The organism is Streptomyces sindenensis, assembly GCF_014649035.1.
Classification (GTDB): domain Bacteria; phylum Actinomycetota; class Actinomycetes; order Streptomycetales; family Streptomycetaceae; genus Streptomyces; species Streptomyces sindenensis.
Genome location: NZ_BMSG01000001.1, coordinates 281,396 through 296,187, shown reverse-complemented (window position 1 = coordinate 296,187; position 14,792 = coordinate 281,396). Strand labels below are relative to the sequence as shown.

The window sequence follows — 14,792 nt, the reverse complement described above, 5'->3', positions numbered from 1 at the left end:
CATGTCCGACCCATCCACCCCCACCCCCACCCCCACCCCCACCCCCGCTCCTGCCTCCGCCTCCGGCCCCGGCCCCGGCCCCGGCCACGACTTCGACTCCGCAGCCTCCCGCGACCGGTTCGAGGCCCTCGTGGCCGAGGCCGACGCCGTCTCCGTGGACGGATGGGACTTCTCCTGGCTCGACGGCCGCGCCACCGAGGAACGCCCCTCCTGGGGGTACGCCCGCGCGATGGCCGGCCGGCTCGCCCGGGCCCACGCCGCGCTCGACCTCCAGACCGGGGGCGGCGAGGTGCTGGCCTCCGCGCCGAAGCTGCCGCCGGTCACCGTGGCCACGGAGGCCTGGCCGCCCAACATCGCCCGCGCCACCGCCCTGCTGCACCCGCTCGGAGCGGTCGTCGTCGCCGACGAGGACGAGCCGCCGCTGCCCTTCGGGGACGCCGCCTTCGACCTCGTGGTCAGCCGCCATCCGGTCACCACGTGGTGGGAGGAGATCGCGCGCGTGCTCGCCCCCGGCGGTACGTACTTCTCCCAACAGGTCGGACCCGCCAGCGTCTTCGAACTCGTGGAGCACTTCCTCGGCCCGCAGCCGCCCGAGGTCCGTCGTGCCCGGCACCCGGAGGACGCGCGGGCCGCCGCGACGGCGGCCGGTCTGGAGGTGGTCGACCTGCGCTCGGAGACCCTGCGCACCGAGTTCCACGACATCGGCGCCGTGGTCTACTTCCTGCGCAAGGTGATCTGGATGGTGCCCGGCTTCACCGTCGAGCGGTACCGGCCGCAACTGGCCGCGCTGCACCGGAAGATCGAGAAGGAGGGGCCGTTCCTCGCCCGTACCGCCCGCTTCCTGATCGAAGCCCGCAAACCCCGGTGACGGTGGACGGGCCCCGTACGGTCGGTCAACCCGCTTACTCCGTAAGCCAGTTCAGCTGTGCCCCGGAGGCAACGGGATGGTGCGTGCCACCGTCCTACCCTCCGGGGGCACGCACAGTGAAGGAAGGGGAGCGGGCATGACCGTGGAGCGGGAACACTGCACGGGGCCCGCCGGGCGCGCACGGCCCGGCAACGCCGACTGGCTCACGGGGGCCAGGATCACCGCCGTCCTCGGCGTCTACTACCGGCCCGAGGGCCGGGCGGGCGGACCGGAGGCCGTCGAGTTCGTCCTCGCGGAGGACCAGTCCATCCTGCTGACCTGCACATCCGACCGGACGCTGCGGGTCACCCCGGGCAGCTGGCCGCGGTTACCCGACTGGTGTGTCCCGGCGAGCCAGTGGCACCACGCGCCGCCCCCGCTCCTGCCGCCGGTGCCGTACGGGGGAGCGTGGACGGCCGTCGGAACCCAGGAGGTCAGGGACGACGGCGGCGAGGTGCTCCAGGCCGTCATCCGGTGCGAGGAAGGGGACTTCGTGGTCGTCGCCGGAGACACGATCGCGATCCGCTTCGCCCCGCGCCCCTGAAGGCGCGTCACCGGCCCTGCGCGTGCGGCCCCGCCGCCACCGGCTCTACGCGTGCGGCCCCGCCGTCACCGGCCTTACGCGTGCGGCCCCACCGCCACCCGCCCCACGCGTGCGGCCCCACCGTCACCGCGATCCGGCGGCCCGGACGGCGCCGGTGCCAGACGCCCGCCCCCACACCGCCCACCAGCAGCACCGGGAAGTTCCCCGCCTGCCCGCCCCCGAGCGCCCGCTCCCACGCCGCCGTCGGCCCGTACGCGTACACATACCGCTCGACCGGGGTCCGGGCCCGTCGGTACGGCGGACAGGGTCCCGGTCCACAGGGGCAGGTCCGCCGCGCGCGGCAGATGGACCGTGCCGCGCGGGCCGAACGTCTTGACCAGGGTCCGGTCGGTCCACGGTGCCGCACGGACGTCCGTGCGGGTCAGCCCGTCCCCGCGCAGTCCCACGGGCAGCTCGGCCGCCGAGAGGCCGGCCTCTGTCCTCCTCCCCGCCCCGGCGGCGTCAAGGCGGTGTCGCCCACCGACCCCTCGATACGGAGGTCGATAACGACCGCGAGCGGGCTGCGGAGGGGGCCTGGAGACGGGGCGGACCTGGCTCGTCACGGATTCCGGCATATTCGGAGAGTAATTGTGGAGTGGCGTGGCGCGCGTCGGCACTTACGAAGGGTTAGGGTGGAAACCCCCCCTCGGGCCGGTCCGTATCCCCCCCCCACGGACCGGCCCGTTTTTTGGGGGCCGGCGCCCGGGCCCGCGGCGCGGACCCGAAGCCCCTGTGGGACGGAGCCCCGTTGAGCCGGCGTCAGCCGCGACCGGCCCAGATGTTCGTGCCCGCCGTGTCCACGGCGAAGGTGTCGATCTCGTCCCGCTCCTCGGCGGTGAGCGCCGGGCCCGCGAGCGCCGCCACGTTCTCCTCCAGCTGCTTCACGCTCGACGCGCCGATCAGAGCCGAGGTCATCCGGCTGTCGCGCAGCACCCAGGCGATGGCGAGCTGGGCGAGCGACTGGCCGCGGCCCCGGGCGATGTCGTTGAGGCCGTTGAGCCGGCGGACCACCTCGTCGGAGAGCAGGCCCGGGTCGAGGGACTTGCCCTGGGTGGCGCGCGAACCCTCCGGGATGCCCTTCAGGTACTTGTTCGTGAGCAGGCCCTGGGCGAGCGGCACGAAGGAGATGCAGCCCATTCCGGCCGCCTCCAGGGTGTCGAGCAGCCCGTCGTCCTCGATCCAGCGGTTGATCATGGAGTAGGACGGCTGGTGGATCAGGGCCGGGACGCCCATCTCCTTCAGCAGCCCGGCCGCCTCGGCGGTCTGCTCCGCGTTGTACGAGGAGACGCCCACGTACAGCGCCTTGCCCTGCTGGACGGCGGAGGCGAGGGCCCCCATCGTCTCCTCCAGCGGGGTGTGCGGGTCGAAGCGGTGCGAGTAGAAGATGTCGACGTACTCCACGCCCATCCGCTTCAGGGACGCGTCGAGCGAGGACAGCAGATACTTCCGGGAGCCCCACTCGCCGTACGGGCCGGGGTGCATCAGATAACCGGCCTTGGTCGAAATGACCAGTTCGTCTCGGTATGGGGCGAAATCCTGGGCGAAGAGCTTGCCGAAGTTCAGCTCGGCCGAGCCGGGCGGCGGGCCGTAGTTGTTGGCCAGGTCGAAGTGGGTCACCCCGAGGTCGAAGGCGCGGCGCAGGATCGCCCGCTGGGAGTCCAGCGTCCGGTCGTCGCCGAAGTTGTGCCACAGGCCCAGCGAGAGGGCGGGCAGCTTGAGGCCGCTGCGCCCGGTCCGGCGGTACTCCATGGAGTCGTAGCGCGCGGGGGCGGCACGGTAATACAGGTCGGGGGAGAGGTATTCAGTCACGTTTCTCTGCTTATCACGGAGTTGTGACAGACCGGGTTGGGCCCTTGTGACCCGGTCGCAGTAATGTGGCGCCTTCGGGGAATGCCGATGTGCGGCGCGGCGAAGGCCCGCGCGGCCCGTGCTGACAAGGGCGCGGACCGCCGAGGGATGGTGCCGGCGGCGCAGGTCGTGCGGCGATCCCCTGCGGGGGATGCCCCCGTACCCCCGGCGACGGGGAGGGCGGGCCCCGGCCCGTACGGAACCGAGAGGGTGAACACAGTGAACTTCCGCGACCTGGTGTACAGGCTCTACGCGCGCCGGGTGGAAGGCCGCCTGGACCACGACCAGGTGCCGAAGCACATCGGGGTCATCCTCGACGGCAACCGGCGGTGGGCCAAGGCGTCCGGCGGCTCCGCCGTACAGGGCCACCAGGCCGGTGCGGACAAGATCTCCGAGCTGCTCGGCTGGTGCGACGAGACCGATGTCGAGGTCGTCACCCTCTGGATGCTCTCCACGGACAACTTCGACCGGCCCGAGCACGAGCTGACGCCGCTGCTCCGCATCATCGAGAACACCGTGCGCAACCTCGCCGCGGACGGGCGCTGGCGCGTCCACCACGTCGGCACGCTCGACCTGCTCCCGCCGGAGACGCAGACGGTCCTCAAGGAGGCCGAGGAGGCGACGTCCGGCATCGAGGGGATAATCGTCAATGTCGCCGTGGGCTACGGCGGCCGGCAGGAGATCGCGGACGCGGTGCGCTCGCTGCTCCTGGAGCACGCCGAGAAGGGCACCAGCTTCGAGGACCTGGCCGAGGTCGTCTCCACCGACCTGATCTCCGAGCACCTCTACACCCGCGGCCAGCCCGATCCCGACCTGGTGATCCGGACGAGCGGCGAGCAGCGTCTGTCGGGCTTCATGCTCTGGCAGAGCGCCCACTCGGAGTACTACTTCTGCGAGGTCTTCTGGCCGGCCTTCCGCAAGGTCGACTTCCTGCGCGCCCTGCGCGACTACGCCGCCCGCCACCGGCGCTACGGGGCCTGAGCCGCAAGGGCGTCACCGCGCGTCCACCGGGACTTCTCCACACCGTGTCATATGCAGCGGCATGGCTTCGGTTCGATGAGGGAATACCCCTGACAGGTCGACATCCGGTCATCAACCAGGCGGATGTCGTCACCAAGTGAGCGGCACCCAGTCCGCTCGCCCGGGAGGCCCTTTGCACACGAAGGACCGTACGCAGCGTGCGGCCGACGCGGTGGCCGTGGTCCGGCCCGCGCACGAGGGCCCGATCCCGGTCCGTCCTCTCCCTTCGGGAAGCTCCGCGACCGTCCGTCGCACTCCCCGACCTCGTCCGAGGGGGTACGTCCTTCCGTGGTGAACAGCAGCAAGCGCCGCATGCCCGACCGGCGCACATACGTTCTCGACACCAGCGTCCTGCTGGCCGACCCCGGCGCCATGGCCCGCTTCGACGAGCACGAAGTCGTGCTGCCGATCGTGGTGGTCACGGAGCTGGAGGCCAAACGGCACCATCCCGAGCTCGGCTACTTCGCCCGCCAGGCCCTGCGCCTGCTGGACGACTTCCGGGTCCGGTACGGCCGGCTGGACGCCCCGATCCCGCTCGGGGACCTGGGCGGGTCGCTCCGTGTCGAACTCAACCACTCCGATCCCGGCATACTGCCCGCCGGCTACCGGTTGGGGGACAACGACTCACGGATCCTCGCGGTCGCACGCAACCTCCAGGCCGAGGGGTACGACGTCACGGTCGTCTCCAAGGACCTGCCGCTCCGTATCAAGGCGTCCTCCGTCGGCCTCCTCGCCGAGGAGTACCGCGCCGAGCTCGCCATCACGGACTCCGGCTGGACCGGTATGAGCGAACTGTCCCTCGCCGGGGAACAGATCGACCTGCTGTTCGGCGAGGAGACGCTGTACGTCCCCGAGGCTGCCGAGCTGCCCGTCCACACCGGCCTGGTGCTCCAGTCCGAGCGCGGCAAGGCGCTCGGCCGGGTGACGGCCGAGGGCAACGTCCGCCTCGTGCGGGGCGACCGGGAGGCGTTCGGCATCCACGGGCGCAGCGCCGAGCAGCGGATCGCGCTCGATCTCCTCCTCGACAGCGACGTCGGCATCGTGTCGCTCGGCGGACGCGCGGGCACCGGCAAGTCGGCGCTGGCCCTCTGCGCGGGCCTGGAGGCGGTGCTGGAGCGGCAGCAGCACAAGAAGGTGATGGTCTTCCGCCCGCTGTACGCGGTGGGCGGGCAGGAGCTCGGCTATCTCCCCGGCAGCGAGGCCGAGAAGATGAGCCCCTGGGCGCAGGCGGTCTTCGACACGCTCTCGGCGGTCGCCGGGCGCGAGGTCATCGAGGAGGTGCTCGGGCGCGGGATGCTGGAGGTCCTGCCGCTCACCCACATCCGCGGCCGCTCGCTGCACGACGCGTTCGTGATCGTCGACGAGGCGCAGTCGCTCGAACGGAACGTCCTGCTGACCGTATTGTCCCGAATCGGGGCGAATTCGCGTGTCGTGCTCACCCACGACGTGGCCCAGCGGGACAACCTCCGGGTCGGCCGCTACGACGGAGTCGTCGCCGTCGTCGAGAAGCTGAAGGGTCATCCGCTGTTCGCGCACGTCACGCTCACGCGGTCGGAGCGTTCGCAGATCGCCGCGCTGGTGACCGAAATGCTGGAGGAGGGGCACATCTGACCCGCATGTCCCATTGATGCCGCCCGGCGAGCCAAGGAGCTTAGCCGGGCGGCATCGTGCTGCGCCGTCATTTCCGCGAAACCGATCGGCCAAACGGGGTGTGACCTTTCCCACGCAACACAGAATTGCCTCCACGCGTCTCCGTCCGGCAGAGTCTTGCTTCCGTCAGGCCCCGCATACGGCACTTGGGCACCTCCAGAGGCGCCACGCACCACACAACTCCACACGAGACGCCCGTATGCCGCCCGCGAGCACCACGCGGCAGCCCTCTCACCGGGGTTGCCCACCGGGCCCGTGCCTCCCGTGACCCATGCAGTAGGGAGGCCAGTGCCAGGGGCACGAACGCGCCCGCGAGGTCACCTAAGCGGGCGATGCTGGAAGGACACCATGTGAGCCGGATCTCGGTCCGGGGGTTCGCCGTGGCATCCGCCACCGCGGTCACCACCGTAGGCGCCGTCGTGGGCGTTGCCGCGGGCGGCACACCTGCCGCCGACGACAACAACAACTTCGAGGCGGCCGCAGCCGACACCACGCTGCTCGCAGACATCCCCGCGGGCCAGCAGGCCCAGGTCCAGACCGCTTCGCTGACGCAGCAGGCCGACGCCCAGGCGTCCGCCGCCGACGCCGCCGCGAAGAAGTCGGCCGAGGAATCCGCCCGCATCCAGGCCGCCAAGGACGCCAAGTCCAAGAAGCAGGCGGCCGAGGACCGGATCGAGGCCGAGCGCCTGGCGGAGGAGAAGAAGAAGGAAGAGGCCGAGCGCGCCAGCCGTTCTTCCGTCCGCGACGCCTCCTCGTTCGCCGCCCAGGGCTCGTACACCGTGGCCCAGGTCCAGGCGATGGCCCGTCAGATGGTCCCCGCCGACCAGTTCCAGTGCTTCAGCAACATCGTGAACCACGAGTCGACCTGGAACTACCGCGCGACCAACCCGTCCTCCGGGGCGTACGGTCTGATGCAGGCACTCCCGGGCCACAAGATGGCCTCCGCCGGCGCCGACTGGCAGACCAACCCGGCCACCCAGATCAAGTGGGGCCTCAGCTACATGGACGGCCGCTACGGCTCCCCGTGCGGCGCCTGGTCCTTCTGGCAGGCCAACAACTGGTATTAGGCCGGCCACCGGCACCAGAGGGAGCGGGCGGAAGAAGTTCACCGTTCGCCCTCTCAACCTCGCGAGGCCCCCCACCGTCCAGACGGTGGGGGGCCTCGCGCGTGTACGGTCGCATCCCGGCGAGCCGTGAGGGCGCTGGGCGGCGAAGATGGGGGAAGGAAAGCAGGCATGTCGAAACTACCGGGCTGGCTGGGCCGCTTCGGTTCCGAACTCACGGAGCTGGGCGCGCGACTGGAGGAGCGGCGGGTGCGCGCCGTCGACGACGACGAACCCCTCGCGGTGCGCGGGGCTCCGGCCGTCCCGGAAGGCGACGAGCCCGGGCAGGTGCCCGCGCCCCCCAGCTACGCCCCCACGGTCGCCGCCAAGCCGGATCCGGTGGCGGCGATCCCGTGGGGCATGCGGGTCGCCGCGGAGGCCGGCTGGCGCCTCCTCGTCCTCGCGGGGACGCTCTGGGTGCTGATGCGGGTGATCAGCGCGGTCCAGCTCGTGGTGCTGGCCTTCGCCGCCGCCCTGCTCGTCACCGCGATGCTCCAGCCGACCGTGGTCCGGCTCAAGCGGATCGGGCTGCCGCACGGGCTCGCCACCGCCGTCACCGCCGTCCTCGGGTTCGTCATCATCGGCCTCGTCGGCTGGTTCGTGGTGTGGCAGGTGATGGAGAACCTCGACACGCTCTCCGACCGGGTCCGCGACGGCATCGACGAGCTGAAGCGCTGGGCGCTCGACAGCCCCTTCCATGTCACCGAGTCGCAGATCAACGACATCGCGAAGAACCTCAACGACACCATCGGCACCAACACCGAGGAGATCACCTCCGCCGGGCTCCAGGGCGTCACCGTGATGGTGGAGTTCCTCACCGGGCTGCTGCTGGCGATGTTCTCCACGCTGTTCCTGCTCTACGACGGCCGGCGCATCTGGGAGTGGTCGCTCAAGCTGGTGCCCGCCGCGGCCCGCCCCGGGGTCGCCGGCGCCGGACCGCGCGCCTGGCGCACCCTGACCGCGTACGTGCGCGGCACGGTGCTCGTCGCCCTGATCGACGCCATCTTCATCGGCTTCGGCCTCTACATCCTCCATGTGCCGCTCGCGGTGCCGCTGGCCGTCTTCATCTTCCTGTTCGCCTTCATCCCGCTCGTCGGCGCCGTGGTCTCCGGAGCGCTCGCGGTGGTCGTGGCCCTGGTCACCGAGGGCGTGTGGACCGCGCTGTGGGCGCTGGTGGTGGTCCTGGCGGTGCAGCAGATCGAGGGCCACATCCTGCAGCCCTTCATCCTCGGCCGCGCCGTCCGGGTGCACCCGCTCGCGGTGGTCCTCGCGGTGGCGACCGGCGGGCTCGTCGCGGGCATCGGCGGCGCGGTGGTCGCCGTACCGCTGGTCGCCGTGATCAACACCGTGGTCGGCTATCTGCGCTCGTACGGGGAGCCCGGCGAACGCGGCGGACAGCACGGGGCCACCGCCCTGTCGATGAGTCCGGCGCCCGCCGGTCCCGCGCCCGCGCCACTCGAACCGGGCCCGCAGGACGCACCGGCCGAACGCCCCCAGGAGAACGGGCCGCCGCAGGAATAGCGGAACGGCACGGAACGCGCGAAAGAGCCCCGGGGACGGTCGGTCGTCCCCGGGGCCCTTCGCGTACCCAGGTGGGTCAGAGGTGGTGCGGTGTCACTGCTCGGCGAGTACGGCCTCGGCGTCGAGGGTCACACCGACCGCCTGGATCACCGAAGCGATCTTGACGGCTTCCTGGATGGTCTCGCGGTCCACGCCGGCCTTGCGGAGCACCTGCTCGTGCGAGTCCAGGCACTGGCCGCAGCCGTTGATCGCGGAGACGGCGAGCGACCACAGCTCGAAGTCGACCTTCTCCACGCCCGGGTTGCCGATGACGTTCATCCGCAGGCCCGCGCGGAGCGTGCCGTACTCCGGGTCCGACAGCAGGTGCCGGGTCCGGTAGAAGACGTTGTTCATCGCCATGATCGCGGCAGCCGACTTCGCCGCGGTGTACGCCTCGGCGGAGAGGTTGGCCTTCGCCTCCGGCTCCAGCTCGCGCAGCACCTTCGGCGAACGCGAGGCGATCGCGCAGGCCAGCACGGTGCCCCACAGCTGCTGCTGCGGGAGGTCGCTGTTGCCGATGACCGAACCGAGGTTCAGCTTCAGGTCCTTGGCGAAGTCCGGTATGGCGGACTTCAGTTCGTCGAGAGCCATGTCGGTATCAGCTCACTCGCCCGAGAGGAGCGCGACCGGGTCGAGGGTGTTCTCGCCCTTGGTCCAGTTGCACGGGCACAGCTCGTCGGTCTGCAGGGCGTCGAGGACCCGCAGGACCTCCTTGGGGTTACGGCCCACGGAACCGGCGGTCACCATCGTGAACTGGATCTCGTTGTTCTGGTCGACGATGAAGACGGCGCGCTGGGCGAAGCCGTCCTCGCCCTCGATGCCGAGGTCACGCATGAGCTCGTGCTTCGAGTCGGCCAGCATCGGGAAGGGCAGGTCGGTCAGGTCCGGGTGGTCCTTGCGCCAGGCGTGGTGCACGAACTCGGAGTCACCGGAGAAGCCGAGGATCTGGGCGTCGCGGTCGGCGAACTCCTCGTTCAGCTTGCCGAAGGCGGCGATCTCCGTGGGGCACACGAAGGTGAAGTCCTTCGGCCACGCGAAGACGATCTTCCACTTGCCCTCGTAGGTCTTGTGGTTGATCTGCTCGAACTCCTTGCCGCTCTCCAGCGAGACACAAGCAGTCAGGTCGAACTCGGGGAACTTGTCACCGACAGTGAGCACGCGCTCTCCTTGCAACGTCTGGAATTCCCTTTTTGAGGGTCTTCCTGAGGGTTGGACGGCTCCTACCTTGGCACAGGGTGCATTGATCACAGAAATAGCTACACTCGGTCGAGATGATCGGAGGTGCCTATCAGTGACCCAGGTGAATCAGGGCATACGTCCCAAGCAGTCCGGTAAGTCGCCGGCCAAGCAGCCCAGCCTGTCCCAGCTGCGGGCCTTCGCGGCCGTGGCGGAGCATCTGCACTTCCGGGACGCGGCGGCAGCAATCGGGATGAGTCAGCCGGCACTCTCCGGAGCGGTGTCCGCCCTGGAGGAGGCACTGGGTGTCCAGCTCATCGAGCGTACGACGCGCAAGGTGCTGCTCTCGCCCGCGGGGGAGCGGCTCGCGGTGCGGGCCGGGGTGGTGCTGGAGGCCGTCGCCGCGCTGATGGAGGAGGCGGAGGCGGTCCGGGCCCCGTTCACCGGAGTCCTCCGGCTCGGCGTGATCCCGACCGTCGCCCCCTACCTGCTGCCCACCGTGCTCCGCCTCGTCCACGAGCGCTACCCGGACCTCGACCTCCAGGTCCACGAGGAGCAGACCTCCTCGCTCCTCGAAGGGCTCGCCGCCGGACGCCTTGACCTGCTGCTGCTCGCGGTGCCGCTCGGGGTGCCGGGCGTCACCGAGATCCCGCTCTTCGACGAGGACTTCGTGCTGGTCATGGAGCAGGACCACTGGCTGGGCGGGCGCGCGGACATCCCCCGGGACGCGCTGCGGGAACTGCCGCTGCTGCTCCTGGACGAGGGGCACTGCCTGCGCGACCAGGCCCTGGACATCTGCCGCGAGGCCGGCCGCACCCAGGGCGCCCCGGTCACCACGACCGCCGCAGGGCTCTCCACCCTCGTCCAGCTGGTGGCCGGCGGGCTGGGTGTGACGCTGCTGCCGCGCACCGCGGTGACGGTGGAGACCGGCCGCAACGACGCCCTGTCCACCGGGTACTTCGCGGACCCGGCGCCGACCCGGCGAGTCGCGCTGGCGATGCGGACCGGGTCGGCGCGGGGCGGCGAGTTCGAGGAGTTCGCGGCCGCCCTGCGCGAGGCGATGAAGCCGCTGCCGGTGCGGATGGCCGACGCCCCCTCCGCTTGAACGGGGACGACACCCGTCCCGTACGACCGCATCAGGGTGCGGCGGCCGGTGAACGCATGCGGGTGTGACGGCCGGTGAACGCATGCGGGTGCGGCCGGACGTCCGCCCGGCCGCACCCGCATGGTCCCCGCTCCCGCTACTCCGTCCGCAGCCCGTCCGGCCGCATCAGCCGCCACAGCGAGGGCATCGACGCCGCCGTCACCAGCAGGATCAGCCCCGCGCCGACCCCCGTCAGCGGCAGGAACAGCCACCAGTCGGAGACGGACTTCGCGATCATCCAGGCCAGCACCGCGCCCAGCCCCAGCCCGCCCGCGACCGCGACCACCAGGCCGAGGAAGACCGGGACGGCGGTCTGCCACAGCACCGACCAGCCCATCGTCGTACGCCGGGTGCCGAAGGCGACCAGCACCGACAGCAGCCGCTTGCGCTCGCGCAACTGCTCCACCTGGGAGACCAGCATCGAGGCCGCGATCAGCAGCAGCACCACACTCGCCCCGACCTTGAGCCCGGTCTGGATGCTGTCGTACTGGCGGTCGCGCTCCACCGAGTCCAGGGTGATGAAGCGCATCCCGGGATCGATGCGGGCCGCCGTGTTCCGTACGTACTCGGCGACGTCCGGCACGCTCCTGTCGACCCGGATCTGGGCGGTGATCTGCGCGCCGGGCAGCGCACTCGCGTCGACCGCGCCGGTGGTGGCCATGATCCCGTAGTGCGTGTCGCCCATCGGGTCCTTGCGGCCCTGCACGGTCGGCGAGCCGGCGGGCAGCGTCCACCGCAGCGGCTTGCCCTCCCCGGTGCCGATCTCGACCACCTTGCCCTTGCGGGCCGTGCGGTCGACCCAGGCGGACATGTCCTGGTCGCCCGGCGGGTGGACGACGAAGGTGTCGCCGTCCTCGCAGGAGGTGATCCGGGCCAGTTCGCGCAGGGTGTCGCAGGTGCCGACGGTCATCGAGGTGGTCGGCGGGATGTCGTCGTCCGTGTAGACGCCGGGCTTGGAGGCGTACGCCTGCACCGAGCCGATCACCATCTCCACGCCCTTGGTGGCGCGGAACTTCTCGATGGCCGAGGTGGCCGCCTCGCCGGTGACGTCCTCCGAGTACGCGGCGAACTGGGCCCGTGCGGGGTCCTGGCCGGTCGCCCGGTTGAAGTCGGCGTTCATCGCCGCGAACAGCATCTGGAGGGCGATCGCCCCCGCCACCGCCACCGTGACCCCGCTGACCGCGCGGGACGCGGCCTCGCTACTGAGCTGGAGCCTGCGCACGGCCAGTTGCCAGGGCACCGGACCGCCGCGCAGCCGCTTCACACACGCCTCGACCAGCCACGGCAGCAGCAGGGCGAGACCGACCAGCACCAGCACGGCCCCGCCCGCGATCGGGAACGGCTTCACGGGCTCGTACGCGTACTCGTCGACCCGGCCGGTGAGCCCGAGCACCGCCAGACCCGCGACGGGCACGAGCAGCCGCCACCAGAGCCGGCGGCCGCGGTTCTTCCCCCGGCGTACGACACCCAGCGGTTCGATCGCCACCGAGCGCATCGCGACCAGCGTGACGAGCACGGCGGTCAGCGGCACCGTCACCGTGATCAGCAGGGCGAGCAGCGGATCGGGCACCACGTCGGCCGGGAACGCGCTGACGTCCCAGATCTCCACCGAGCCGACGAACTCCCGTCCCACCAGGAAGAAGACCAGCCCGATCAGCAGTCCGAGGACCGCCCCGAAGAGGGCCTCACCGGCGGCGACGCGCCGGGTGGTACGGATGTCCGCGCCGACCAGACGCAGCGCCGCGAGCCTGCGGTCGCGCCGGTCGCCGCCGAAGCGCACGGCGGTGGCGATGAAGATGGCGACCGGCACCAGCAGCACGACGCAGACCATGACGGTCAGCACGACCAGCAGCGGCGGGAGCGGGTCGGCGGGACGGTCGGCCCCGTATCCGGAGATCCGGCCGGCGCCCGCCGCGGGCGTCAGGGTGTCGCTGCCCGCGTAGTAGAACAGCTCGTTGGGGGAGCGCAGTCCGGCGTCACCGATCGTGCCGACGATGTCGTACGCCAGCCGCTCGCGCAGCAGTTCGCTGCCGGGGGCTTCCAGCAGCTCCTTGAGCGCGGGGGAGACCACCATCTCGTCCGGCCCGGGGAAGCGGGCCACCCCCGGCGGGCGGACGGGCGCCGAGCCGTCGGCGCGCAGCAGCCGGCCGACGACGGTCCGGTCGCGGTACTCCGTGCTGGTGTCGAGCCGCAGCACCGAGGCGTCCGTCTTCGCCGAGGCCTTGGCGGAGACCTTCACCTCGCTGCGGGCCTGCTCGCGTGCGTTCCGTTCGTCGAGCAGATGCGGTACGGAGGAGGCGAGCAGCAGCAGCGTGACGCCGAGGCCGACACCGACGGCGGTCAGCAGCGTACGGATCCAGCCCTCGCGGCCGCCGGCGGCGGCGAACCGGACGCCCAGGCCGAGGTCGCGGAGGATCGCCGCCGCGCGCGAGGGCGGCTTCGGGCTCTTCGGCGCGGCGGGCAGGACCGTGGGGGAGTCGAGCAGGGTCATGCGGAGTGCTCCAGATCCCGGGCCCGGCCGTCGCGCACGGTGACGTCACGGTCGGAGTAGGCGGCGACCCGGGCCTCGTGGGTCACCAGGACCACGGCGACGTTGGCGGACCGGGCGGCCTCGGTGAGCAGCTCCATCACCCGCTCGCCATTGAGGGAGTCCAGGGCGCCCGTCGGCTCGTCCGCGAAGATCACCTTCGGTGAGCCGGCCAGCGCTCGGGCCACGGCGACCCGCTGGCCCTGTCCGCCGGAGACCTCGCCGGGGCGCTTGGATCCGAGGTCGTCGACCTCCAGGCGCTCCATCCACTCCAGCGCGGTGCGCTCGGCCGCCCTGCGCCGCACACCGTTGAGCCGCAGCGGCAGGGCGACGTTCTCCACGCAGGTCAGCTCGGGGACGAGCTGGCCGAACTGGAAGACGAAGCCGAACTCGCTGCGCCGCAGGGCGCTGCGCTCGGCGTCCGACATCGCGGACAGCTCGCGGCCCGCGTAGGTGATGGTGCCGGAGTCGGGCGTGATGATCCCGGCCAGGCAGTGCAGCAGCGTCGACTTGCCGGAGCCGGAGGGGCCCATCACGGCGACGACCTCGCCGGGGTGCACGGAGAACGACGCGCCGTCCAGGGCGGGCGTCGAACCGTAGGTCTTGCGCAGATCGTGCGCGGCGAGCAGGGAGCCTTCGGGAATCACGGAGCCACCACCTTGGCGAGCTGGTCGAGCCGGGCGGCGGTCAGTTCCAGCCAGCGGAGATCGGCTTCGAGGTGGAACAGGGCGTGGTCGCAGATCAACTGGTCGGCGAGGTCGCCCTGGCGCTTGCGGTCGGTGAGGATGCGCATCATCCGCAGATGCGCCGAGCGCTGGGTGTCCAGGAGGTCGGCCGCGCTGCGGTCGGTCAGCAGCGCGAGGACGACCTTGGTGTAGAGCGTGGACTGGAGGTAGGGCTCCGGCTTCTCGGGCTGGGCCAGCCACTGCGAGACATCGGTGATCCCGGCGTCGGTGATGGCGTACCGCTTGCGCTCGGGGCCTCCTTCGCTCTCGACGCCGTCGACCTCGACGAGCCCGTTCTTCAGAAGCCGGGACATCGTCGAATAGACCTGGCCGTAGTGGAGCGGGCGGTCCTGGCCGAACTTCTCGTCGAAGGTCCGCTTCAGGTCGTAGCCGTGGCGGGGGCCGGACTCCAGGAGCCCGAGGAGGGTGTGACCGATAGACATGAGGAGCACTCTACACGGTGTGTATACCCCTGATGTATACGCGTCCGAAAAGCGACCCCGGCCCAGGAGCGGGCCGGGGTCGCGGGGTCGGTACGTACCGGGGGCG

Annotated in this window: 13 protein-coding genes and 1 pseudogene; 7 read left to right on the top strand and 7 right to left on the bottom strand. The window is 71.2% G+C overall.

Annotated elements, in window-relative coordinates:
• The first annotated feature begins 1 nt into the window (after window position 1).
• Together IE145_RS01280 and IE145_RS01275 are read left to right on the top strand one after the other, a co-directional pair.
• Window positions 2-868 carry a class I SAM-dependent methyltransferase gene (locus IE145_RS01280; protein WP_189517991.1) on the top strand — a complete coding sequence of 289 codons (867 nt, stop codon included), beginning with the start codon at window positions 2-4 and terminating at the stop codon, window positions 866-868.
• Window positions 869-1,004: 136 nt separating this feature from the next.
• Window positions 1,005-1,451 carry a hypothetical protein gene (locus IE145_RS01275; RefSeq protein ID WP_189517989.1) on the top strand — a complete coding sequence of 149 codons (447 nt, stop codon included), beginning with the start codon at window positions 1,005-1,007 and terminating at the stop codon, window positions 1,449-1,451.
• A 275-nt stretch (window positions 1,452-1,726) separates the two neighbouring features.
• On the opposite strand, the pseudogene IE145_RS33895 reads toward IE145_RS01275, so the two are convergent.
• A pseudogene (locus IE145_RS33895) lies at window positions 1,727-2,053 on the bottom strand (DNA glycosylase AlkZ-like family protein); the annotation flags it as partial.
• Window positions 2,054-2,249: 196 nt separating this feature from the next.
• On the bottom strand, window positions 2,250-3,299 hold the full coding sequence (mgrA, locus tag IE145_RS01265; RefSeq protein ID WP_189517987.1) for an L-glyceraldehyde 3-phosphate reductase: 1,050 nt from the start codon (window positions 3,297-3,299) through the stop codon (window positions 2,250-2,252).
• 258 nt (window positions 3,300-3,557) lie between these two features.
• Here mgrA and IE145_RS01260 point away from each other — a divergent pair, with 258 nt between their 5' ends.
• The 4 genes from IE145_RS01260 (at window position 3,558) to IE145_RS01245 (ending at window position 8,632) form a co-directional block, all read left to right on the top strand.
• Entirely contained in the window at window positions 3,558-4,319 is a 762-nt protein-coding gene (locus tag IE145_RS01260) for an isoprenyl transferase (RefSeq protein ID WP_189518582.1), read from the top strand.
• 327 nt (window positions 4,320-4,646) lie between these two features.
• Complete coding sequence (phoH2, locus tag IE145_RS01255) at window positions 4,647-5,969, top strand: RNA 5'-3' helicase PhoH2 (RefSeq protein ID WP_189517985.1); 1,323 nt, start codon at window positions 4,647-4,649, stop codon at window positions 5,967-5,969.
• 389 nt (window positions 5,970-6,358) lie between these two features.
• Complete coding sequence (locus IE145_RS01250; RefSeq protein WP_189517983.1) at window positions 6,359-7,075, top strand: aggregation-promoting factor C-terminal-like domain-containing protein; 717 nt, start codon at window positions 6,359-6,361, stop codon at window positions 7,073-7,075.
• 168 nt (window positions 7,076-7,243) lie between these two features.
• The gene (locus tag IE145_RS01245) at window positions 7,244-8,632 is read left to right on the top strand and encodes an AI-2E family transporter (RefSeq protein WP_189517981.1); all 1,389 of its coding nucleotides are present in this window, start codon (window positions 7,244-7,246) and stop codon (window positions 8,630-8,632) included.
• A 93-nt stretch (window positions 8,633-8,725) separates the two neighbouring features.
• On the opposite strand, the gene IE145_RS01240 is transcribed toward IE145_RS01245, so the two are convergent.
• Both IE145_RS01240 and IE145_RS01235 read right to left on the bottom strand, forming a co-directional pair.
• Entirely contained in the window at window positions 8,726-9,262 is a 537-nt protein-coding gene (locus IE145_RS01240; RefSeq protein WP_189517979.1) for an alkyl hydroperoxide reductase, read from the bottom strand.
• Window positions 9,263-9,274: 12 nt separating this feature from the next.
• Window positions 9,275-9,829: a peroxiredoxin gene (locus IE145_RS01235; RefSeq protein ID WP_003966619.1), complete on the bottom strand. Its 555-nt coding sequence runs from the start codon at window positions 9,827-9,829 to the stop codon at window positions 9,275-9,277.
• Window positions 9,830-9,962: 133 nt separating this feature from the next.
• Between IE145_RS01235 and IE145_RS01230 the strand changes: the two genes are divergently transcribed.
• Window positions 9,963-10,952, top strand: coding sequence for a hydrogen peroxide-inducible genes activator (locus tag IE145_RS01230; RefSeq protein ID WP_189517977.1), 990 nt, complete (start codon window positions 9,963-9,965; stop codon window positions 10,950-10,952).
• 136 nt (window positions 10,953-11,088) lie between these two features.
• Here the strand turns inward: IE145_RS01230 and IE145_RS01225 are convergent, their stop codons facing one another.
• The 3 genes from IE145_RS01225 to IE145_RS01215 are packed head-to-tail and all read right to left on the bottom strand — an operon-like array spanning window position 11,089 to window position 14,686.
• Window positions 11,089-13,482, bottom strand: a complete 2,394-nt coding sequence (locus IE145_RS01225; protein WP_189517975.1) for an FtsX-like permease family protein — start codon at window positions 13,480-13,482, stop codon at window positions 11,089-11,091.
• Window positions 13,479-14,165 (bottom strand): ABC transporter ATP-binding protein, encoded by a 687-nt coding sequence (locus IE145_RS01220; RefSeq protein WP_189517972.1) that lies wholly within the window; start codon window positions 14,163-14,165, stop codon window positions 13,479-13,481. Before IE145_RS01220 ends, IE145_RS01225 begins: the two co-directional genes overlap by 4 nt.
• Window positions 14,162-14,686 carry a PadR family transcriptional regulator gene (locus IE145_RS01215; protein WP_010063369.1) on the bottom strand — a complete coding sequence of 175 codons (525 nt, stop codon included), beginning with the start codon at window positions 14,684-14,686 and terminating at the stop codon, window positions 14,162-14,164. The genes IE145_RS01220 and IE145_RS01215 overlap by 4 nt, the downstream gene beginning before the upstream one ends.
• Between the last annotated feature and the right edge of the window lie 106 nt (window positions 14,687-14,792).